Origin of the sequence: uncultured Hyphomicrobium sp. (assembly GCF_902826555.1) — a bacterium.
GTDB lineage: Bacteria > Pseudomonadota > Alphaproteobacteria > Rhizobiales > Hyphomicrobiaceae > Hyphomicrobium_C.
In genome coordinates, this window is the sequence record NZ_CADEFI010000008.1 from 1 (window position 1) to 20,874 (window position 20,874).

At 58.6% G+C, this 20,874-nt stretch carries 21 protein-coding genes; 16 read left to right on the plus strand and 5 right to left on the minus strand.

Features of this window, described 5'->3' with window-relative positions; genetic code table 11:
* On the minus strand, window positions 1–910 hold a 910-nt coding region (locus tag QZV93_RS05600), incomplete at its 3' end, for a helix-turn-helix transcriptional regulator (RefSeq protein ID WP_295556685.1).
* Between the two features lie 640 nt (window positions 911–1,550).
* Between QZV93_RS05600 and QZV93_RS05605 the strand changes: the two genes are divergently transcribed.
* The 11 genes from QZV93_RS05605 to QZV93_RS05660 all read left to right on the plus strand — a co-directional run bounded on the left by QZV93_RS05605 (window position 1,551) and on the right by QZV93_RS05660 (window position 8,297).
* Window positions 1,551–1,949, plus strand: coding sequence for a hypothetical protein (locus QZV93_RS05605; RefSeq protein ID WP_295556686.1), 399 nt, complete (start codon window positions 1,551–1,553; stop codon window positions 1,947–1,949).
* Between the two features lie 45 nt (window positions 1,950–1,994).
* On the plus strand, window positions 1,995–2,279 hold the full coding sequence (locus QZV93_RS05610; protein ID WP_295556688.1) for a hypothetical protein: 285 nt from the start codon (window positions 1,995–1,997) through the stop codon (window positions 2,277–2,279).
* Entirely contained in the window at window positions 2,272–2,511 is a 240-nt protein-coding gene (locus QZV93_RS05615; RefSeq protein ID WP_295556690.1) for a hypothetical protein, read from the plus strand. The genes QZV93_RS05610 and QZV93_RS05615 overlap by 8 nt, the downstream gene beginning before the upstream one ends.
* Window positions 2,508–2,702: a hypothetical protein gene (locus QZV93_RS05620; protein ID WP_295556691.1), complete on the plus strand. Its 195-nt coding sequence runs from the start codon at window positions 2,508–2,510 to the stop codon at window positions 2,700–2,702. The genes QZV93_RS05615 and QZV93_RS05620 overlap by 4 nt, the downstream gene beginning before the upstream one ends.
* Window positions 2,703–2,731: 29 nt before the next feature.
* A complete protein-coding gene (locus tag QZV93_RS05625) occupies window positions 2,732–2,968 on the plus strand; it encodes a hypothetical protein (protein WP_295556693.1) in 237 nt (78 codons plus the stop codon).
* Between the two features lie 414 nt (window positions 2,969–3,382).
* Window positions 3,383–3,598 carry a hypothetical protein gene (locus QZV93_RS05630; RefSeq protein WP_295556695.1) on the plus strand — a complete coding sequence of 72 codons (216 nt, stop codon included), beginning with the start codon at window positions 3,383–3,385 and terminating at the stop codon, window positions 3,596–3,598.
* The gene (locus QZV93_RS05635; RefSeq protein WP_295556697.1) at window positions 3,595–4,104 is read left to right on the plus strand and encodes a hypothetical protein; all 510 of its coding nucleotides are present in this window, start codon (window positions 3,595–3,597) and stop codon (window positions 4,102–4,104) included. The genes QZV93_RS05630 and QZV93_RS05635 overlap by 4 nt, the downstream gene beginning before the upstream one ends.
* A complete protein-coding gene (locus tag QZV93_RS05640) occupies window positions 4,101–6,137 on the plus strand; it encodes a TraM recognition domain-containing protein (protein ID WP_295556698.1) in 2,037 nt (678 codons plus the stop codon). The genes QZV93_RS05635 and QZV93_RS05640 overlap by 4 nt, the downstream gene beginning before the upstream one ends.
* Entirely contained in the window at window positions 6,134–7,093 is a 960-nt protein-coding gene (locus tag QZV93_RS05645) for a replication-relaxation family protein (protein WP_295556699.1), read from the plus strand. Before QZV93_RS05640 ends, QZV93_RS05645 begins: the two co-directional genes overlap by 4 nt.
* Window positions 7,094–7,337: 244 nt before the next feature.
* On the plus strand, window positions 7,338–7,907 hold the full coding sequence (locus QZV93_RS17580) for a CHC2 zinc finger domain-containing protein (protein WP_363156629.1): 570 nt from the start codon (window positions 7,338–7,340) through the stop codon (window positions 7,905–7,907).
* Between the two features lie 102 nt (window positions 7,908–8,009).
* On the plus strand, window positions 8,010–8,297 hold the full coding sequence (locus QZV93_RS05660) for a hypothetical protein (RefSeq protein WP_295556701.1): 288 nt from the start codon (window positions 8,010–8,012) through the stop codon (window positions 8,295–8,297).
* A gap of 158 nt (window positions 8,298–8,455) precedes the next feature.
* Here the strand turns inward: QZV93_RS05660 and QZV93_RS05665 are convergent, their stop codons facing one another.
* Window positions 8,456–8,584 carry a hypothetical protein gene (locus tag QZV93_RS05665; RefSeq protein WP_295556702.1) on the minus strand — a complete coding sequence of 43 codons (129 nt, stop codon included), beginning with the start codon at window positions 8,582–8,584 and terminating at the stop codon, window positions 8,456–8,458.
* A 553-nt stretch (window positions 8,585–9,137) separates the two neighbouring features.
* Between QZV93_RS05665 and QZV93_RS05670 the strand changes: the two genes are divergently transcribed.
* The 3 genes from QZV93_RS05670 (at window position 9,138) to QZV93_RS05680 (ending at window position 12,729) form a co-directional block, all read left to right on the plus strand.
* Complete coding sequence (locus QZV93_RS05670; RefSeq protein ID WP_295556703.1) at window positions 9,138–10,367, plus strand: hypothetical protein; 1,230 nt, start codon at window positions 9,138–9,140, stop codon at window positions 10,365–10,367.
* A gap of 47 nt (window positions 10,368–10,414) precedes the next feature.
* Window positions 10,415–11,065, plus strand: a complete 651-nt coding sequence (locus tag QZV93_RS05675; protein ID WP_295556705.1) for a hypothetical protein — start codon at window positions 10,415–10,417, stop codon at window positions 11,063–11,065.
* Between the two features lie 761 nt (window positions 11,066–11,826).
* Window positions 11,827–12,729 carry a C1 family peptidase gene (locus QZV93_RS05680; RefSeq protein ID WP_295556706.1) on the plus strand — a complete coding sequence of 301 codons (903 nt, stop codon included), beginning with the start codon at window positions 11,827–11,829 and terminating at the stop codon, window positions 12,727–12,729.
* Between the two features lie 663 nt (window positions 12,730–13,392).
* Here the strand turns inward: QZV93_RS05680 and QZV93_RS05685 are convergent.
* Together QZV93_RS05685 and QZV93_RS05690 are read right to left on the minus strand one after the other, a co-directional pair.
* The gene (locus QZV93_RS05685; RefSeq protein WP_295556707.1) at window positions 13,393–13,809 is read right to left on the minus strand and encodes a DnaA N-terminal domain-containing protein; all 417 of its coding nucleotides are present in this window, start codon (window positions 13,807–13,809) and stop codon (window positions 13,393–13,395) included.
* Between the two features lie 63 nt (window positions 13,810–13,872).
* Window positions 13,873–14,148 (minus strand): hypothetical protein, encoded by a 276-nt coding sequence (locus QZV93_RS05690; RefSeq protein WP_295556709.1) that lies wholly within the window; start codon window positions 14,146–14,148, stop codon window positions 13,873–13,875.
* A gap of 283 nt (window positions 14,149–14,431) precedes the next feature.
* Here QZV93_RS05690 and QZV93_RS05695 point away from each other — a divergent pair, with 283 nt between their 5' ends.
* Complete coding sequence (locus tag QZV93_RS05695) at window positions 14,432–19,090, plus strand: tail fiber domain-containing protein (RefSeq protein WP_295556711.1); 4,659 nt, start codon at window positions 14,432–14,434, stop codon at window positions 19,088–19,090.
* Window positions 19,091–19,760: 670 nt separating this feature from the next.
* Window positions 19,761–19,940, plus strand: coding sequence for a hypothetical protein (locus QZV93_RS05700; protein ID WP_295556712.1), 180 nt, complete (start codon window positions 19,761–19,763; stop codon window positions 19,938–19,940).
* A 106-nt stretch (window positions 19,941–20,046) separates the two neighbouring features.
* On the opposite strand, the gene QZV93_RS05705 is transcribed toward QZV93_RS05700, so the two are convergent.
* On the minus strand, window positions 20,047–20,472 hold the full coding sequence (locus tag QZV93_RS05705; RefSeq protein WP_295556714.1) for a histidine triad nucleotide-binding protein: 426 nt from the start codon (window positions 20,470–20,472) through the stop codon (window positions 20,047–20,049).
* Between the last annotated feature and the right edge of the window lie 402 nt (window positions 20,473–20,874).

Sequence of the window (20,874 nt, forward strand, 5' to 3'; positions counted from 1 at the left end):
CTGAATTCACGAGGCCATCGCGTTCTCTTGCCGGCCTCAGGGGATGGATACGCTTCAACAAATAGTTCGCTGGTGCTTCATCAAGCCATCGATGTGTGTTCTCCGAGATGCCGCTGATTAATTTGCCCGGCGTCGATGATACGCCACTGCTGCGGCGCTGGATGATGCCATACCCGTCCGTAGTCACCGGCATCATGCAGATGGTCATCATGTTCGACAGCTGACACCATTGGAAATCGGTCGGATGGTTATACAGAAGTGACTCATCGACCAAGGCCTTACGAATGGTCAAGGTGGGGTTGGTCGGGAAATGTCCAGGCTCGTCCAAGAGCGTATTGAGGACCGAAAACTCTGTCCAACTCACGGGCGCGAGTTCAAGCTCCAGCCCGCGGAGTTCGTAGCCGCTGGGATGTTGGTGAGATCCGCTTTCCTGTATTTTGAGAAGGCGCACGATGGGGCCGTTCCAGAATGCCGCCCCCTGTTTGCGTGCGCGTTCTTCGACGAGCTTACTCAAATCCGCGAAGCGGCGCTTTATGTTCGGGTGCAGCGGAAGTTCAACGTCGGTGTATTTGACATGGACGTCGAACGGCTCGCGTCCATCCCCCATGATTGCATACAAATTGTGAACAACAATGCTATCGAGCTTGAGCGGTTTCGGATTGCTCGTGAACTCGGGTGCCATCCACTGCCGTGTGTGATCATCGGCCGTAAGCACGATAGGCAACACTCCGAGCGCATTTGCGATGGCGACGATCTTGTCGCGTTCGGGCTTGTGCTTACCGTTCTCATACTCCGTTATTCTCGACGTCGGCACGCCGACGTGGCGCGCGAGTTCGGTTACGCTCATCCCGCGTGCGTCACGGAAATGCTGGATGCGATACGCTATTCCTTCAGGAACTTCGTCTGACATTCGCGGCTCCATTAGCCCGGCACCGAATGTTTTTATACGCACCAGCTCGACTGTCGTACAGGCATGACTGCTCCCACAGAGTTACGGTACGCGCCGCATTACCGTAACGCTATGAAGTCCTCCGGCAACGGGGCCGTCACCGTATGGCCGTGGCCTTTCGCACCTCACCTTCTCCTCGGTACCGTGGCGATGGTCGCAAAGAAAGAAGCCTGATCCGTAGATCAGGCTTCCAGCGGAGTTACCAGCTCCGACTCGCGACCGCCTAAACAACCTAGGAGGTCACTATGAGTATTGTGTCCCATCGAACGCCGTCGCGGAACTCGACGACGAGCACTCGGCGTGGTCTGGTACAGAATCGCGTTGCAGGAAAACGTCCAGAGACGAACTCCCTCGCCGATACGAATCCCCCTGACGAGCCGCAGGAGCGGCGGAAATCCAGTATCCCGTTCGCAGGCATCGTCGACATCATCGAGCCTCTTCTCAAGCAGCGCCCTTCGACAGGCGCTGTCTTCCTTTGCCCCGTGTGTCGCTTGATGTGTGCGGGCACGAGTTGCCGCAATGAGGCGCATCATGACGAGATCCTTGAAGCTCCTCCGGGACCGGTAGGAGCCGTGATCACGGCTGTGATGAGGAGCGATTCATGAATCGGTCGCCTCGTCCCTACCGTTTCAGCTGCTATCAGTCGCAAGAACATATGCGGCTGCAGCAGCCGACCCAAGGCAACCCGTACTACGTAGGCAACGACAACGAAGGCTTGCGGCTTGGACAAGTCGTCCTCGCCGCTCCGCCAGTCGGCGGCATGGAGGCATACGTCCGCTACTTGTCGGCCGCTCGCGATCCGGCCGAAGCTGTAAGTGTTCGCGCACGCTTCAGGCATCCATTTGCAATGGGAGCGCTGACGCTGTTGGCCGGCATGCTTGTTTTCAGCGACGGCGTCGACGGTCACGAGGATCTCACGGCCGGCGATATCATCGCCGCACGCCACGGTTCGGCTGCGGCTTCACCGCCTATCTCGACGATTTCGACAACCAAGCATTGAAACTCACGGCCCCCTCCAAACGAGGTGGCCGACAGGTCCCCTGCAATGAACGCACACGCCCCTGAGCCGGACTCGCCGCAACTCGCGAAGCTCTTGTTCGCGATTGGTCTCCTCTACGCCAACCCCGTCACGCAAGCGCGCGAAACCGCTGCCCACCGCGAGCTCTACGACTTTCTTCGCCGCACCCAGGGCAAGGTTGCCGCTGATCACACTGCAGAGCAGATCGCCGCCTATTACCGCGACCGGCGTTGGCAGCCGGAACTCTGGGATGCGTACAAGAGGAGTACGCTCCGCGCGCGCCGCGTGAACATGGAGGATCGCCATGGATGATACGAAAAACGCGCCTCCCGGCGCCTCCGACCTCCGTCGCGACATCGCTGAACAGGAACTCGACGGCATCGACACCGAGCACGATCTCTACCTTGCACGCGATCCCGAAGAGAGCTTGTCCTCATTTGCCAAGCGCATGGTCGAGGCACTGGCAGACAAGATCACCGATCTCGAGGATACCATCGAGCGTATCGAAGCCATGGATCTCGATGACGAGGAGGACGTGGCATGAAGTACCTCGTCACCACGGTCTTTGTCGCCTATGCCGTCCTGCTCGGCGCGCCGCGCACTCAAAGCGACCTGGCGGCGCTGGCGCTCCAGGCCTCGCTTTTCTTTGCCGAAGTCAGCGTGATTTTGAGTCGGCCCAGCGGTGATTACAGCGCCGGTTCCGCTGAACCCAACAATTTGAACCAGGACACCTGACTCATTGGGTCACTGAAGGAGCACCAACTATGTCCGACCCGTTCAAGGCCGAGTTTGTCCGTTGGTCCAACCTCGAGGTTATCGGCAAGGCGCTCGGCCTCGCGCGCAATCCCGACGAAAGCCCGCACGACTTCGCCTCCCGCTGCCACTACCACATCGACGCGAAGCTCCGCGAGCACGCTCGTCTCAACGGTGACGGAACGGTCATCGACCTCATGGACTTGCATGATGCCATAGAGGAGTGTTTTCCCGCCAAGATGCACTAGGAACTCAGCGGCGCTATCCATCGGCGGTGTCGCACCGGGCACAAGTGGATGTCACGATCGTGTGCGTTCTTCTGCTTCTCGACTTTGATCCTCACGACGGCCCTTCCGGCGGACGCACAAGCGCGCTGTTGGGACACCGGTCATTCCATCCGTTGCCCTCCGGGTTGTCAGCTTCTGAAGCCTCCTCATTTTCCGGGCGATATCTTCACCTGGCGCTGTCGCCGCGAGGCTGCCCCGCCATCGTATCCGTCCTTGCCTCCGCCGCGCTTCGAGCCGGCGCCGAGTTCATGCCCTCCGGGCATGTATCCGGCGACGCCGACGTGGTGCTGTGAATTTGGCAGCATCTTTCGAAACGGGCGCTGCCAGTCCCACGATCAGCCGCGCACCTATGTAGCGGACGCGCCGACCGACCCCATGGTCGGGCTCGGCATCCTCGCCGTGATCATGCTCGTCGTGTTGGGTTGGTACGACAGTCACTCCCGGCAGGTCACCTATGCCCGCGAGATCGGCGACACCCTCGACGAGGCCGACGACATCGCTGCTGCCGCTCGCCGCACGGAGAAGGCCGCCGCCGATGCGGACGAGATCCTGCGCCGGTACCGTCAGAGCACTCGGGGAGATGACGCATGAACGACAAGCGAAACATCTCCAAGGTGCCGGCACCGCAGATCCCGATACCGGACTTGCCGTCGAGTTCGGGTGCTTGGTTCGGGACGCGGACCTACATCATCGAGAAGGACGCGGAGTTCGTGGAGGCACATACGCGCTTCCTCGAAGCCCGCTCGGCGCAGAGTACCGCCCTCCTCTCGCTGCTCTCGGCGCGGATGCGGCTCGCGCGCGTCATGGTCGAACTGGCGGCATTGCCGGAGATCTGTTGTCGGGAGCAGGAGTATAGACTCCGCATGCTCGCGCTTACGAACGAAGCACAGGCGACGGAGGCGGCCATCGTCCTCGCCGAGGCTCGTGGTCGGCTTGCTCAAGCTTTGGGCGGCGTGAAGCCGGCTGCCGATATCGGTCGCGACGCGCTCACCGTCGACGACGTCGAGAGCATCCTGGCGCAGTTCCCGGAGCTCGATGGCAACATCAGCAAGATCTCCCTGCTGCTGCGTGCGCTCGTGCGGGAGAAGTCCGGATGAGAAAGAACGCGATCGTGGACGGCACGACTGCGACGTTCGGGCCTGAACAGGGGCACTGCCTCCTCGTCGGATCCACCGGCACCGGCAAGACCAAGGCGGCAATCAACATAGCCTGCGGGAAGATTCGCAACCCCGCGACGTCGTTCTTTCTGATCGATCCCGAGGGCGACATCTCCTCCGAGTGCTATGAGTTCATCGGCAATCCGAAGAACCACCTCGGCTGGCGCACGGTCCACTACTTGAAGCCGGCTTCTCTGACCGAAGTCTTCGCGCTGCCGCTCCTCGACGTACCGGATCGCAATCCCGTTGATTGCCACAACAAGGCGCTGCGCACGCTCGCGGTCTTCGCCCAGTTCTTCGCCGCGGACGCCGGTGACTTCGGCGTTCGTATCAGCAAGTATTTCTATCTCGGCTGTTTGGGTCTCGCCCTGACCGGCAGGCCACTCGTGGCGCTGCCGGAACTCTACAATCAGGGCGCTGGCGCGCTGCGCGAGGTCATCGCCGGCGCGCTTCCCTACCCCTTTCTCGGCGACGCCTGGATGGCGCTCGACAATCTGTCCGAACGTGCGGCGCTTGAATACAAGGATCCGCTCATCAGCCGGCTGCAGCCGGTCTACGGCAACCCGGTCATGCGTCGTGTGTTCGGCCCGCAGCGGCCGCTCGACATCGCTGCCGCCCTGCGTGACCGAGAGGTCGTTCTTCTGGACCTTTCGGGCCTCGAGCACAAAGACGCAGTGCTCATCGGCAAGGCGTTCTTCTCCTTGATCTTCCACGAAGCGCTCTGCCGTGAACCCGGCCGCGCGCCGCATGCCTGCGTCATGCTCGACGAGGCATTCGACTACATCTCTCCCGATCTCGCGCGCGGGTTCGACCGCCTGCGAAAGCGGAACGTCCAGCTCATCATTGCCATTCAGCGGTTGGCGCAGCTCGACAAGCTTGGTGACGGCGACTCAGCCTCCACCTTGTCGGCGGTTATGAGCGGAACACGCACCAAACTCATCTTTCGTCTTCCCGAGCCGAATGATGCGGACTATGCCGCGCGGCTGCTCTTCAGCGGCCACCTTGCCCTCAATGAATGGAAACCCGGCACCGAGCGGCCAGTGGTGGCCGGCTACCGGCGCGAGATCGTGCGCAGTCGGTCCGTGGGCACCAGTGAGGCGTCGCATTCCGCGGAGAGCGAAAGCGAGAGCATCGCGCGGGGGTTCGCACGCTCCCGGATGCGCAGCGTTACCGAAGCCGAGGGCGAGAGCATCACCGACGGCAGCTCCGAGGCAACGGGGATCGGATCCACGTGGGGCGAAGGAGGCGGCACGAGTTCATCCACCTTTGAGAGCGCCAGCGCTTCGCAAACCATGGCGCCGCCGCCTGAAGACGAACCGCTGTTCTTTCCGGCACCGGAGCCGGTAGTCCTTTCCGTCGGCGAGAGCGTCGGCACGGGGACCGGGGTCACCACGAGTTCGTCGTGGTCATCCGGTCAATCCTCATCGCGGGTCTCCGGCACGTCGCACGCCCGCTCAACATCGCGCACGCGTGCTACTTCCGAGGCTGAGGGCGAAACGACGAGCGAGATTTGGGGAACCTCGCGTGGTCGCATGCGCGGCACGAGCTCTGGACGCTCAGAAAGTGCGGGTGAGAGCGAGAGTCTGGTGCCGATCCTGGAATGGCTTCCGAGCCAGACGTATTCGCTGCCCGAGCAACTGCATCGGCTTTCCGGCGAGATCCAGAATCTCGCCCTGCGTGAGGTGTTCGTCAAAGTCGACAACGCGTCACCGGTGCGCACGCGCACAACGACCACCGAGCCGGCCTTCGCGACGCCCGCGTTCCGGCGGCTCTTCATGCCGCTCTTTCATCGCCGGACGGTCGCCAAGAGTGCCTGCCTGTTTCCGGTCGACGAGGTTGATGCACTCATCGCAACACGCCTTGCGGAACTCGCGCCCGCAGATCCGGCCGAACCAGATTTCTCGATGCCCGAGCCGGCGCGCTCGTTCTGGCTCATCAAGGGTGGCAAGCGACCTGGGGATAACCGCAAGTGAACCATGGTACACTGAAACCCATGCTGACGACGCACTTCAGTCGTCCGAAGCGTCTCTCCCGTCCTCAGACGCCGCCGCCGTTCCGGCTCACGGATCGGGACGTCGCCCTGCTCCAAGCGGTTGCGCGTTGGCGCTTTGCGACCAGTGATCAACTCGTCCGCTACATGCGCATCAGTGATCCTGACGCCAGTGAGCAGAACGTCACGCGCCGCCTCATGGCGCTTTTCGCGCATCGGTATCTCGATCGCCCTTCAAATCAGCACGTCCAGCTCCAGGCTTTTTCCCACCTCGTGTACGGCATCGGCCGCAAAGGCGCGAACCTGCTTGCCGAACTCGGCGAGGATATCGATCCCCGTCTCAAGTGGGCGACGAAAAACCGACGCGCGTCGAACGCATGGCTTTTGCACGCACTCGGCGTGACTGAGGCTATGATCCTCTTCGAGGCCGCCTGCGCGATGCGTGGCGACGTCGCTGTGCGTGACGGTGGGTCACTAGTCGGGGACTTGCCGGAACACACTCGGAAGCTGCGCGATCCGATGCGCCTGCGTGTGTCCATTACGGACAAAGGCAAGAAGATCCCCCTTTCCGTCGTGCCCGATCGGCTGCTCAGCCTCACCCTCACAAACGAACGGCGCTTCAACTTCGCGCTCGAGCTGGACACCGGCAGCATGAGCGTCACGGGACGCTTTGCGCGCAAGATAACGGCATATGTGGCGGCCTTCCGTGAGGAGCGCCATCGCGAACAGTGGGGCTTCCAGGGCTTTCGTGTCGCGACGGTGACTCCATCTGAGAAGCGCATCATGAACATGCTCGCCGCTCAGAATGCCATCACCAGCGGCCGTCTCGCGGGAATGTTCATCTACACGACGCCACAACGCCTCAACGCGCATGGCCCGCTCGGTCCGATCTGGATCACGAGCGAGCGCGATGATGTCTCCCTCTTGGAGGGCGCGTGATCGCATCTTCCATCATTTCGCTACTCCTTCCCGCGTCGGCCTGGCAACCCGTCAAGGGTTTACGGCTCCGCCGCGCCCACATGGGCGAGCGCGCAGACGCGAGGGGCGCCCTTGACGGGTTGCCTCCAGTGCCGGCGCATCCTTCACGTAGCGAAATGATGGCTGCGCCTTGTCAACGTTGCGAAAAATACCGCATACGGAATACTGCATGTGTAGGGAGTGCTCTTTGAGAGAGGACCGGCACATGCCCAAGGGCGAGATCATCCCCTTTCCCGAGGTTCGACGCGTGCCGCTGACCGCGGTCTTGGAGCGTTACGGCCTCCTCGCAGATTTGAAGCGGGTCGGCATCTCCCTCGTCGGGTGTTGTCCGATTCATAAGGGTTCGAACCGCAAGCAGTTCGTCGTCGATCCCACCCGCAGCATGTGGAAGTGCTTCTCGCCACATCACGACGCGGGCGGCGGTGTTCTCGAATTCGTCGCCGAATACGAGAACGTCACCACACGAGAAGCGGCACGGCTCGTTGCGCAATGGTTCGCCATCGCGCCGATCGAGCATCGCACAGAAAGGAGAAGGAAGATGGCCGGAGAACGTCCATCGCATAAGGCGTTCGTCGTGGAAGATCGCGGCGAGGGTGAGGATCAGGGTTTTTGGACCAAAATCGGATCCGCCTGGCCTCACAAGGACGGCAAGGGCCTCAACATCGTGCTCGCGGCACTGCCGGCCAACGGCCGGATCGTGCTCAGGGAGTACACCGATGAGGACCAAGCCGAGGACGAGAAGAAGTCCGCGGCTAATAAGGGAAAGCGCAAATAGCGCGCAACCAGACCCCGCGTGTCGCAGATACGCGGGGTTCTCTGTATCGAACGCGCCGGCTCATGGTGGGCCGTCGCGCATGGTACGGAGCGGAGAAAGGTGATGACGTACAAGTACACTGACGAAGACGTGCGCGACGCGCGTCCTAGTACATTGCCCGTCGCGTGCACGGACGTGGAGATAAGTATCGGCCAGCAGGGCGATGACCTCACGCTGTGGCTGAACAAAGCTGGCATCCAGATCCTGCGCATCCGGCTAACACACGGAGCAAAGGACATGCCCGACGCGGCGCTCATGCAGTTCTCGTCATTCTCGCCGGATTTCGTCTTCGCGATCGGCGATTGCGAGGAGGGCTTGGCGCGACTCAAGCGATCGCTCGGCATGGGATAATTGCATCGGGTGGGACGGCGCCGACCGCCGATCCAGCACGGGCTCGCCCTCGCTCCTGCGTTAACCTGCTGCCCGTCGATGATGTCACGACCACGTCAATAGACAGCCGGCCTTAGGGGCAATTGGAGCTCCCGCGTGCAATCGCGGGAGCTCTCTCGTTATGCGTCTAACAGGTCGGAATTGTTTGACCCGTTGAGCCACGCGAGCAGCACCTGTCCGGCACGTTCCTGCTCGCCACGATCGAGCGACCGCACCGCGGCGACGGCTTCTTTCAGCACTTTCGGCATGGCTCATTCTAGCATGTGGCATTGGTCTCCATTGGGAAGTAATCGACCGCGTTTGCTAGAGAAGCGGACGTAGCGGCTTTAAACTGCTGCAGTCGCTCTTGACCCTGAGCCGATCTGAGCAGCCGCAGCATAGGGCGCGCACACGACCGCAACGCCAATAAAGTGGGGGTAGCGGTAGGTGTACGAGTATGAGCAGAAAATCGGCCGGCACGTCTGTTGTCGCCGTAAACCTGCCGACGGGTAAATCGGCAAGGGCCACAAGCAACTAGACGGCTCCTTTTGGTTGGCGCGTCCCGAAGAGAACTGCGACATTCTAGAAGACGAAGAAAGGACGGCGCGACCTTCGGGCCTTGAAAGGATAACGGCCGCGAGGCCGAAATCGATATCGGATCCATACCGCAGGAGCGCAATACGAACACCGTTCATACGGGCCGACTTGTGTGCCCTTCGAGCCACGATCGAAATAAGTTGCGTGCACCACTCTACATTGCAGGGCCAGTTAAACTATAATAAGGCCGCTAATAAGTCTTTTGATTTTGTGCGGGAGTTCGCCATGGGTCGGCCAATCGCCTACGAATATGTCGGATATACCTTTAAAAATCAGCTTTATCCGGTTTATCGCGATGACACCGACCCCAATCTTCATTACGTCGTGCCACCCAGCATGCGAATTGCCCGAGATGGATCCAATAAACCGAAGGTCAATTGCTCAATATGTGAAACGATAAGAATACCCTCGGCAAAAGGGCTAGGGATGCTAGTTCCGTACTTGCCTGACGGGCTGGAAGCAGCTCTAAAAAAAGAATACGGCGGACGGATCGCTCCTCTTCCAATGTCGCAAGCCGGTCAAGTCATTATTTTGGGCGCCGATTGGTGGCTGGAGGGTATTGCTGCCGAAGAGGCGTGGAAGGTCGACAATGAATCTTATACTGGCATGGACCCAGTGGTAGTCACAAGATTCAAGCAAGCAAAGTTGTTGTGGGACACAAGGCGCGTAAGAACGCCACTCAGGCAAATAATTGGAGCTGATGAGGGATATTTTCTTCAGGCGCCAACTCTCGTCGGGTCGAATATTGGCGCCGAACTTCCATTCAATTTTGGTATTTTTGGCGCGGACAATGTCACAGAGTTTAAAGGGCTTTTGAAGGGCGGCGGGATCATCAACGGGCAAGTATTGTATCATTATATCGGCACGACACGTCCCTGGGCTATTCGAGTTTTTGCGGATCTTTCGAAAGTTCACTCCTATCTCAGTCAGGCATTCTCCGTAGGCAAATGGTACGCGAGAGCTGACATTTACAACGCCGTTGAGACCTTAAAAGAGCGACATATAATTGAATTTACTGTCTGGGACGAAAACGATCAAATTACAACCAAGTATAAGCCGGAGAAAATATTCGACGACTTAATGAAACGAATTCTCGACAAAGCTTTCGATTTTCATGCCGATATGAAGCCAGAAACTACACAAGCAGAAGCGAAGGCTGAACGGTGGTGGTGGTGGAATGGCGCCTATCAACGCAAGCAGTCGACAGTTGATATCAGTGAAATCATAAATATCAAGATTACGATTCATGGAGCTTCTGCACCCATTCCGATTTCGATTGGACTGATGGTTGAGGTGCCGAAGGATAAAATACAGAATTGCACGGATTTAAACCTAGTCGACAGCTGCCGGGACGACCTAATAGATGCTATTTATAACATGAGCGATGAACAGGTGATTGAAACGCGCAAGCAGCTACAGCATGTGGTCGATGCAAAGCTTGCAGACGCGTCATGACACCTCCTGGTCGCCACTTCTATGACGAACGGGGTAGGAATTTCCTAATGTTCCCCGACCATATCAGTCTGGTTAAAACGGGCGAGGTGGGATCGGGTTCAGATTTGATCGTCGCCCTGTCTTTGAATCTGGACTACAAGCCTTTGCCAACCGACCCTCAAAACTGCAAAACTATCTTACTCAGCGATGATCGCCTTTTCGTGGACGGCCCACTTGACGCGCGGGTGCTAAGCTTCCGCTTCGTTAAAACGATCGGCCTTAAAGGTAACATTAGCATCAAAACACGACAGAATGATTGGCCTTTTGTGCGTCAAGCGTTATCAGAAAATGCTAGATACTTGCGAATTTCGTATAGGGGCACTTCGGAGCCGTTTCTTTCAACGCGAGTTGTTGCCACCGCGAGCTTGTCCAGTCAAGAACTTATAGCCCTGTCCTCAAGGGGGCTATTTCTCACACAGGGGAACGCACTCGCTGGAGTGCTGGCTCAGAAAGCGCACCTCAGCGTTGTTGATGGTATTGAGTGGGCAGAACAGGTTTCGTTCTCTCCGTTTTCAATAGTGCAGCATCCAAACGGGGGCTATAGAATTGACTTTGGCACACCTCAGCCTGCCGAAGTCTCCTTTCGTAAAACTATGGATGTGGTTGAGATAGTTAAATCACAAGAAGAAGCGTTCACAATCGATTTTGTGGGCAATTGAACCATGCTTATTCGGCACATATTGTTTTTGCTTGCAACGCCGTGCGTTGGTGCCTGCACGCAGAATATACAATATTTTCCTGAGAGTCGCGCACCTTTCGTCTGTAATTTGAGCGGTTCGACTGGTGCGGAGCGAGGCGCAGAATGGTTTGAACCATTAGCATTAGCGCGCAACAAAGATGCGTTCGCCGTCCGTGACACAAGAAGTAGTAATGTTGTCCTCGTAGCGAATCGAATGAAAGTGTTATCCGCTACGGCACGAGCGTTCTACGATGAAACCTTGGGTGAACGTGTCCTTTCAGGTGTGAAATTGATGCTGGTAGTTGGCCTGGAAGTTGACAGTTCGATTTTTGCAAACGCGTCGCAAGAGATAAAAGAGTTACTTCCTAGTGCTCATATAATCGAGTCCAGAGGCGCTGAAATTGTAGTTGACCTCTATTCAACGTGGCTTGGAACGGAATACGCGCGAAGACCATGCGATGGTGTGGCTATGGATGCTATCCCGATCGATGCAGTTCTAACGGGACGTGACGCGAGGGAGTTCCTTGAGTCCAACCAAACGTTTTACGTTTTGGCGGGGCGCCTATTTTATAAGGATGCGATTTCTGGGTGGCGGTTTCACCGGTCATTCTCAGTTAAGAGAAGTGATTTCGTCTTGCTGGGGAGTTAGTTCGCCTTACGCTTTTCGCGGGCTGAGACGCCTGGTTATGTGCAGTTGATCGGGGGGCATTGCCGCGGCTGCTTGTGCGAAAGGAGCACAGAATGCCTGGAGTACTCGACACGATCGACGGTGGATTGTACGTCGTCACCGGAGGCGAATATTTCAAGCTAATGACGTTCAGCGATCGTGAGCGCGCCGCACACAGAGCTTCAATGGAAGCTTACCAGTTTCTTGATGCAGATGCCGATATTCCGCCAAACTTGACACAGCATCTATTCCGATCTGCACCTCCGCGAGCAGTCGCGATTCCATCGGTTTTTTCTAGACGCGAAGAAATGACGGCTGCAAGGCATCAAGGTTCGCGCGGTAGTTGCACGGCATTCGGAGCGTGTTCTCAACACGAATTCAATTGGAGGCGCACGCGAGACTTCTCCGAGCAACAGCTTTATTGGGGCGCCAAGCAAATCGAAAATAGCTCTGAGGGAACATGGATAAAAGACGCGTGGGCATCACTTCTAAATCGCGGAATTTGTAAGGAATCCACGCATCCGTACACAAGCACACAACCGTATCCCAAGTGGGGCGGGCCCGATCCGGGACAAGCTGCCCACACCGAAGCCCTGAGTTATCGGGGAAAGCAGAATTGGTGGATCAACAATGCAGATGTAAATCTGCTTAAGCGCTGCATATCTGAACTTGGTTATGTCATCACCGTGCAAGTTACGGTTTGGTGGTCCACCTGGCCGTCGTCAGGGATCGTGAACATGCCCACCGCTGCACAACTCGACCAAACACAGCGACTGCTTTCTTCGATTGTGGTGGACGGAGCATCGCCATCAGATGGTGAACATGTAATCTGTTTGTGTGGATATAGCGACGTAACTTCGCGTTTCGAATTCAAGAACAGTTGGGGGGTAGGTTGGGGAGCGTCGGGCTTCGGATCAATCCCCTACGACTATGTTCGGCTGTATGCCCGGGACGCGACAGTATTCCAGAGCAACTAGCGTCGGCAGCGCTAGGTCTGCTAGCGGAGGCAGAGAGAACGCAAGGGCGAGCGGGAAGAATGCAAGTTGGGTACTTGCTCTCAATGGCTTCCGCTCTCGTCTTGTAAGCGAACACTCGAGACTAGGGGGCGACCGGGAGTGCTCGCATGTCCGCCAGTAGGGCGACCCGATCTCCGAAGTGATGCTTAGGTCGTTATTGGCCCTTCTCTTCCGTTGATTCTAGATCGGATATGTCCGGAGTTGGGTAGTGAGCGGACTACGGGCGCCTCGCCGCTTCCGCAGCGATCAGGCCCTCGCGAGCGGAGCCACTGACCCCGACTCGCTTCGCTCGCGTCGTCTCCGCCCTACGGGCTTCGGTCCCTGGCGCAGACTACTCGTCTTGGTTCTTGACCAGTTGAAGATGTCCGCGCCGTATGAGAGCCCAAAGGTCGGGGTTCTCAGTCCCCACCGGATGCGGCGACGTTGCCCGACGTCTTTAGCAGACGGCCATGCTTGTTTCTTTTTGCGCGCTACGGCGAGCGTGATGACGACCTCCGCATCTTCCACCAGTGACGGGAAGTCTGTCCTCTTCAACGTCATGGTCCCGCCGTTCTGCAAGAGAATGTTGAGGTACTTGTCGCCAACCCGACCCACTTTTCCTTTGCGTCGCATGCATCGCTCCTGCTAGGCGCTTAGGACCTTGTGTCCGATCGACCAGTCATATCGCCGGACTAGCACCTCGACACGCGTCAGATGCCCATAAGCGTCTTGAGCCGATTGCAGAAGCTCGCGATGATAGTGGCTGCGTACCCATTTCTGTAAGAACCGCACCGGTAGCGACACGGTAAGCACTGACCCTTCGTGTGCCTCGAACTCGAGCGCGGAAAACCAGCTGTTGTAAGCTTCGCTGCCCACCGTCCGCGCGAGCACCTCACACATGATCTCGAACGGTGTCCATATCCCCGGATGATGTGCGACATCCGGTTCCAATCGAGTCGCGATGGGTTGCTCAGCTGCAATGGCTGTGATTGCAAGCGTGCCCGTCGCTGCAGCCGTACCGACACCGGAAAGAAGGGCGAAGAATGAGCGCCGTGAGATCATGTCGCGTCCTCCCATGTTGCAAACCGCACAGCATCGCGTGCGATTGCGGCGACATTCGATCGCTCACGCAATCAGCCACGCGATCGCGCGGCCCATCGCGAACACGAGCGTGGCGAAGAGCGTGCTGTTGAGGAATGTTGCGGTGATCGCCATCACCAGCACGCGGTCTGTCCCATACACCGGATGCTCGCGCGCGAACTTGACATGGTGGTCGTAGCGCAGTGCAGCAAGAAGCAGGATCGGTGCACCCAACGCCCACCAAGCGATCCCGAAATAGCCCAAGAGTGTAGTGAGCAAGAAGATCACGAAGCCGGCCACTTCTTCGGTGCGCTCCGTCATTCTCGGCAACCCCATCTCGGCGGAATCGTCAGCAATCGCGGCCTGTCTCGGGTCGCCGAGCCTAGCATGCGCACGTAGTCGTTCGGTAACACGCGTGCATCACGAGGCCATGTCCTGCCCTGTCCCGCTCCCTTTCCGGCGACCATTTTCCCTCGGGAAGCAGCATGCTGCCTCATGAACCGCATACGTGGTTGTCCCCCTCGCTAGCGACCGAGAACCGCGTCCTCCACCTATACTGGAACCATCGGAAATCAGCAGAACTACGCCGCTTTCCGAAACTTTTATGGACTCCGCTTCCCTCGTCAGAAACGGCATCACCTACATCACCGCGAAGGCTGCAGCGCCGGCGGTCGGCATCACCGCTGACTACATCACCAAGCTTTGTCGCAAGGGCGCTATAGACGCGCTTTTGGTCGGTAACACTTGGTATGTCGATCAAGCGTCCGTCGCCGCGTTCGTCGCTCACAAAGAGGCGACGAAGAAGGAACACGCGGCTCGCAGCGCGCGGCAGATCCGCGACGCGACGCGTCGCGCGGAAGAGATCGCACGGGTAAAAGTTGAGGAGACGCGCGCTCCGCAACATCCCCGCCCCGCTCACACCAATCCCGCGTTCGCGTTCTGCGTCGCGACAATCGTCCTCCTCGTCGCGATGTCGGCCGGAACGTTTGCACTCTCAAGCTCGAAACAGAAATCGCAAATTCTTGTGGCCGCAGTCACGACGCTACCTACGCCGATCAACGGCAAGCTTGATCGCGCAGCGATATCAGTATTCGAATTTTTCTGCCCGTTCTTTTCCGCGTGTGGCGCAGAGTCTGCTGTTGCATTCGAGCCCGCATCACCGCGCACGCTCACTGCGCAACGCCCACTACCGGTCAGCGCAACTTCCATGCCTGAGCGCATCGCGCAACCACCGCAAGCCACCATCATCGAACGCGTAATTGAGAGGACCTTGACGCTTGTCCAATTCGCGTCGGCCGGCATCGCAGAGCAACTTCTGGATGCCCGCCTCGCCGCGCTCGAAGCGTCGTTCACCGGTCGCATCGATCGCCTCGTCTACCAAGGCGACCGGCAGGCAGAGAGCCTCGCCGACAAATTCGCTGACGGCATCGGCGGTGGCGGCTTCGACAATATCGACATCACGGATTCGACGTTCGCGGGCGGCAGCATCAGCGGAGCGGCGCTCTCCGACGTCACCTTCTCCGGCGAGACGGACTTCACTTCCCTCACCGTAGAAGCCGCCACCAGCACGAATTCAACCTCCACCAATATGTACGTCTCCGGTTCGCTCGGTTTCGGCAGCGGCACCGGCATCTTACGCAACGACACCGGCATCGTCTCGACGCTTTCCAACGGCCCGAACGGGCAGGTCCTAAAGATCGTCGGTGGCAATCTCGCTTGGAGCGCCGATCTCACCGGTGGCGGCGCGAGCTTCTTCGCGTCCACCACGGATGACCTCGCCATCTACCCCGCTGATCCAGACGACGTGCTCCTCATCGGCACCACCGCGACAACGACATCCGGCAACATCCTCGAAGTGAACGGCAACGCACTCGTGAGAGGAGCCGCTACCACCTACGGTCTCCTCAGCGCATCCCGCTTCACGGCAACTTCATCACTAGCGAGCGTCTTCCCCTACGCATCCACTACGGCACTCAGCGCAACTACCCTTTGCCTCTCATCCGACTGCCGCATCGCATGGCCGGTAGACACGTCGTTCTCAACGTCGAGCGCCGACTATTGGAAATCAATCAGCAACCTCTTTTCGACCAGCAGCGCCGACTACTGGAAGAGCGCCAACAATTTCTTCGCTACCACGTCCGCCACATACTTCCTTTCGCAACACCAAGGCGCGGCGTTCTCCACGACCAGCGCGGACGCATGGCGTCTCACCCATAACTTCTTCAGCACGACATCCGCCGACTACTGGAAGAGCGTCACCGACCTCTTCTCGACAACCTCCGCGTCGTACTTCCTCGCACAGAACGGCTCTCTCGGTTTTTCGACGACCAGCGCCACCTTTTTCGCCCACAGCTCGACGACTATCCCGAAGACGTACACGAGCAACACGTTCACGGCACTTCAGACTTTTGCGAACGCCTCAACCACCAACATCTCAGCAACCTACGCCTCTTCCACGCAAGGCGTCTTCGGCAATCTCTCGGTCGGCAACCTGAGCGGCTTCCTCAAAGCGACCGCGGGAGCGATTGCGACCGCGGCCATAGACCTAGCCTCCGATGTCACCGGCATCCTCGGTGTCAATCGCGGCGGCACTGGTTGGAATACGGTGCAAGCCGGTTCCCTTCTCTACGGCAATGGCAGTGGCGCTTTGGGGACGACGACCACTGGAACGAACGGGCAGGTACTTGCGCTTGTCGGCAACGTCCCGACCTGGGTCGCAACCTCCACGCTCGCCACCATCAGCGGCATGCTCGATGTCGGCAAAGGCGGTACGGGAGCAACATCCTTTGGCTACGGCCTCGTCCTCTCTCCTGGCGGTACGTCAGGCCTTACCAGCATCGCCACATCCTCCCTCGGCCTGCTCACCACGCACGTCACGGAGGGCAGCAACCTCTACTATCAAGACGCCCGCGTGCAGACGTATCTCGACAGCGTGGGCAAGGGCTTTTTTTTCGCCACGACCTCTGGCCAATACTTCGTCCACAGCAGCACGTCGATCCCGAAGCTCTACTCATCGAACGCGTGGACTGGCAGCAACAGCTTCAGCACGCTCACACTCGGCTCTCTCAATGGGCCGCTGCATGCAAACGGCGGCGTTCTTTCAGCAACATCATCGATCGGGGCACTCTACGGTGGGACCGGCCTCACCACCACGCCAACCTACGGACAACTCCTCGTCGGCAATGCCTCTGGCGGCTACACACTCACTGCGACGAGTTCGCTCGGCATTTCCAGCGGCTCTTCCTTCGCTTATCCGTTCCCTGCCAACGCGACGACAACCATGCTGAATTTCAGCAGCGGCCTCCTTTCGCTCGCGTCGACGACCATCGGCAACGGCACCCAAGCGGGCGGCCTCTCCATCTCGGGCGGCGCAACGACGACGGGGGATTTCACGGGTATCGGTACCAGCATTACGCTCAATGACGGCGTTGACGATATCGCCGGTTTCAATAACCTCTTCGGTCACGGCCGCCTGTTCCTCGCGGATTCAAACGGCGCCGTCGGGGTCAGCCTCAACATCCATAACCCGGGCGTCAACAACTTCATCAACGTCGGCACTGGTCTCGGTATCGGCGTGGAGGACGCCCAATCGACGCTGGACGTCGCTGGTAATCTCGCGGTTGGCTCATACGCCGGCGTGAACGCAGCGCCGACGAATGGCCTCATCGTGAGTGGCAACGTCGGCATCGGCACCACGACACCGGGCAAGAAATTGGATGTACTCGCTCACGGCACAAACGGGAACATTTACTTCGATTCGAGCGGCACCGGTCCGCGTATCGGGACACAATTGGGCGCCGGTGCATCAATCGAACTCTATAATGGAAGTACGGGAGCTACGAGGTTCCAGAATGGATTCGGTGGTTCGTTCCTGTTCGACGGCGGTAATATTGGCATCGGAACCAGCACCCCTTGGGCCAAGCTCTCCATCAACTCCACTGCCGGCATCCCGCAATTCATCATCGGCTCCTCAACGACCCAGTTCATCGTGGACCAGAACGGCAACGTCGGCATCGGCACTAGCACGCCCAGTGTCGCCATGGCTGGGGTCTTCGGACTCAGCATCAGTGGCCCGGTACCTGGCATCTCACTAAACGCAACTGAAGCATCCGGTAAAAGCGCATTTATTTTTGAGAACGCTGGCCTGTTCCGACTCTCCAACGGCGGCTCGAACCTGCTTGTCGGGGATCTGACCTCGCTCAATATCGGCATCGGCACGTCGACGCCAACAACCAGAATGTACTTAAACGAAACGAATTCTTCGGCCGCTTCCGTCCTCACCATCAACATTCCCGAAGCAGGCGGCCCATCGATCCACTTTTTCGAAGGCGGTACCCAAAATTGGGAACTCGGATCAAACTATGGCACAGACCGCCTGGCGTTCCTTGATGCCGATGAAACGCATGGCGTCGCACTCGATCAAAACGCGAACTCTTGGACATCGGCGTCTGATGCGCGTCTTAAGATCAACCTGGTGGAATTGCGCGTACTGGACCGTCTGGACCGCTTCAATGCGTATGAATTCGATTGGAAATCGAATGGTGGGCACGATATCGGCGTATTGGCCCAGGACCTTCACGCGATTTTCCCCGAAGTCGTGAGCAAAGGCACGGACGACGGCCGTGCGGCTCTCGACGCAGATGCCACGGTGGCCGATCCGCGCGTATGGGGGGTCCAGTATGATAAGCTCGGTGCGATATCGCTGCAGGGTGTCAGAGAACTCAATCTCAAGCTCGAAGATCTCGCCACGACTTCGACGACCACTGGCGACACATCATTCACCAGCCGCTTCTTCGCTTCCCTCTTGGACCGCATTACCCACTGGCTCGCCGACACCTCCAACGGCATCACGGATCTCGTTGCCAAAAACCTCTACGCGACCAACATCGCAGCCGATCGCATCACCGCCAACCAGGAGCTCTGCGTCGGGGCCGGCCCTGCCGATCCCTCGCCAGTTTGCGTCACCAAATCCCAATTCATGGCTGTCTTCGGCCAATCCGCAGCAGCTGTCACCACCATTTCCGTGCCGCCTCCGGCGGCCAACAACGACAACTCCCCCACCCAAAATCCGAGCGCCGCCACCTCACCCGAAGCAACGCAAATTGACGGCTCCTCCGCAAGGTCCTCGCCGTCCCAATCGCACGACCAACTCACGGATTCAGCGCAACTACCTCACGCAAACGAGACTGCAGAATCACCCGATGCGCCCGCGCCGGATGCCGCCAGCGACAACCCGCCATCCCCAGCCTCTGAAGCTCTTTAGCTCGGCCGCGCGCTATAATGCCTGCATATGCTTCGGTATGTTGGGCGGAGCCTTGAACTCATCGCCGCCGGTCTCATCGGTGCGACCTTCTCTTCGGTCATCGCGATTGCCTGGGACGGTCCTACGCAGGTGCCCCCTAGCGGCAACGTCACTGCACCGGTCAACGTTGGTACCGCAGACCAAGTGAAGGACGGCGGTCTCTCGGTGAACAGCCTTGCGGTGTTCGGCAACACCATTATCTCAGGTGCCTCGCGTTACCTCAGTTTCGGCGAAACTCCCGGTGCGGACGGTTACGGTATCCGCAACAATGCGGGGACGTTGCAGTTCCGCAACAGCGGTGGCATATGGAGCAACTTCCTCCCTAGCACCGGCGTCACGAGTATCTCATTCGCCGACGGAACGACGCAAACGACAGCGCCCTCCACCGGCGGGATTACTGCAGTGACCACTGCATCATGCATATCTGGGAACGGAGGAAGTTGTACCGTGAGTTGTCCGGCGGCGTATTTCCGTGTGGGTTGTAGCAAGACAAGTGCAGGATCAGGTGCCACGAGCCCCGCACCGGGCTCGTCGCCGTCAGGCAGCAATGCGTGCTCCTGCTACGCTTCTCATCCCAACTATCCTGTAAGGTGTTACGCATATTGCGCGAGATAGGATCGTTAATAACTACGTGACGCCAGGGTTCGATGTGCTCAAGGACCTCTACGTCCGCACCAGCTCCGTCGACTCGGTCGGCGACGGCGAGCGCGTGCGCGTCGGCTTTTTCGATGCCGATGGCCTTCGCGTCCGCAGCGGCTGGGACGACGGCCGGGACTCCGACCTGGGCGTCTCGGCTGCTCGGAAGTTCTGAGCGCCAGATCCAGAGCCCTCACGCTACGCGTGAGGGCTCGATTTTGTTTCCGAAATCGGTGTCGCCGCCTATTGACCTGGTTGTTACGGATGCCTCGAGCATGGGGTCATTGGCAACCGGCCTCTTCCTTGTCCAATCGTCGTGTCTGATCGGTCTGGCAACTCCTTCCGAGGTCCGCGCCGCCCAACAAGTGGAAGTGCAAGTGCGGAACTTCCTGCCGCGCGTCCCTCCCCGCATTTGTGGAAATCCGGTAGCCGGTTTCTGCGATCCCGAGGGTCTCGGCAAGCCGTGAGGCTACCAACATCATCTTTCCGATCAGTGCGGCATCCTCGGCTGAAGCCATGCTGGCTAGGCTTGTAAGGTGCCGACGCGGAATGATGAGGACATGGACGGGCGCCAACGGCTTGATGCTCTCAAATGCCAAGATATCCTGGTCTTCAAAGACGATCTTCGCCGGTTCTTCACCACGGATGATCCGACCGAATATGGTGGGATTGTCTTCGACCGAGTGCCGCGACAGCTTTTCGATCATGGAGAAATTATATGGTCGAGTTACCCTTTCGTGCAAATCGACCGGATGCAACTACTCCTCCAGATTTGACCTAGCCGACCGTGGCGTTATGCCGTTCTTCAAGTAGATCTCGCGTATGAGGTCATCCGAGACCAGGTTGACGTCCCCTTTCGTCGCGTCATAGACGTCCCACAAGACCTCCAGCCCGTCCTTAAGCGACGCTCCCAGGCTGAAGCCTACGGCTCCGACACGTGCTTCAATATCATCGAAGAATTTTTTTAACTCTGGATTGTCACTAAGGAGGCGGTTAGTGCGCTCCCGATTGTCCTTTCCCGAACCCCCCGGATTTTCGATGCTCATAACGAATGAAAATTAGCGAGTATGCGGACATTCTAGCATCCGCCGGTAAGTAAGCCCCTCCGG

Bases quoted from the DNA above. Each gene is read 5' to 3' on its own strand.
- QZV93_RS05605 (WP_295556686.1), top strand. From the start codon at position 1,551: ATGAATCGGTCGCCTCGTCCCTACCGTTTCAGCTGCTATCAGTCGCAA.
- QZV93_RS05610 (WP_295556688.1), top strand. From the start codon at position 1,995: ATGAACGCACACGCCCCTGAGCCGGACTCGCCGCAACTCGCGAAGCTC.
- QZV93_RS05615 (WP_295556690.1), top strand. From the start codon at position 2,272: ATGGATGATACGAAAAACGCGCCTCCCGGCGCCTCCGACCTCCGTCGC.
- QZV93_RS05620 (WP_295556691.1), top strand. From the start codon at position 2,508: ATGAAGTACCTCGTCACCACGGTCTTTGTCGCCTATGCCGTCCTGCTC.
- QZV93_RS05625 (WP_295556693.1), top strand. From the start codon at position 2,732: ATGTCCGACCCGTTCAAGGCCGAGTTTGTCCGTTGGTCCAACCTCGAG.
- QZV93_RS05630 (WP_295556695.1), top strand. From the start codon at position 3,383: ATGGTCGGGCTCGGCATCCTCGCCGTGATCATGCTCGTCGTGTTGGGT.
- QZV93_RS05635 (WP_295556697.1), top strand. From the start codon at position 3,595: ATGAACGACAAGCGAAACATCTCCAAGGTGCCGGCACCGCAGATCCCG.
- QZV93_RS05640 (WP_295556698.1), top strand. From the start codon at position 4,101: ATGAGAAAGAACGCGATCGTGGACGGCACGACTGCGACGTTCGGGCCT.
- QZV93_RS17580 (WP_363156629.1), top strand. From the start codon at position 7,338: ATGCCCAAGGGCGAGATCATCCCCTTTCCCGAGGTTCGACGCGTGCCG.
- QZV93_RS05660 (WP_295556701.1), top strand. From the start codon at position 8,010: ATGACGTACAAGTACACTGACGAAGACGTGCGCGACGCGCGTCCTAGT.
- QZV93_RS05665 (WP_295556702.1), bottom strand. From the start codon at position 8,584: ATGCCGAAAGTGCTGAAAGAAGCCGTCGCCGCGGTGCGGTCGCTCGAT.
- QZV93_RS05670 (WP_295556703.1), top strand. From the start codon at position 9,138: ATGGGTCGGCCAATCGCCTACGAATATGTCGGATATACCTTTAAAAAT.
- QZV93_RS05675 (WP_295556705.1), top strand. From the start codon at position 10,415: ATGTTCCCCGACCATATCAGTCTGGTTAAAACGGGCGAGGTGGGATCG.
- QZV93_RS05680 (WP_295556706.1), top strand. From the start codon at position 11,827: ATGCCTGGAGTACTCGACACGATCGACGGTGGATTGTACGTCGTCACC.
- QZV93_RS05685 (WP_295556707.1), bottom strand. From the start codon at position 13,809: ATGATCTCACGGCGCTCATTCTTCGCCCTTCTTTCCGGTGTCGGTACG.
- QZV93_RS05690 (WP_295556709.1), bottom strand. From the start codon at position 14,148: ATGACGGAGCGCACCGAAGAAGTGGCCGGCTTCGTGATCTTCTTGCTC.
- QZV93_RS05695 (WP_295556711.1), top strand. From the start codon at position 14,432: ATGGACTCCGCTTCCCTCGTCAGAAACGGCATCACCTACATCACCGCG.
- QZV93_RS05705 (WP_295556714.1), bottom strand. From the start codon at position 20,472: ATGATCGAAAAGCTGTCGCGGCACTCGGTCGAAGACAATCCCACCATA.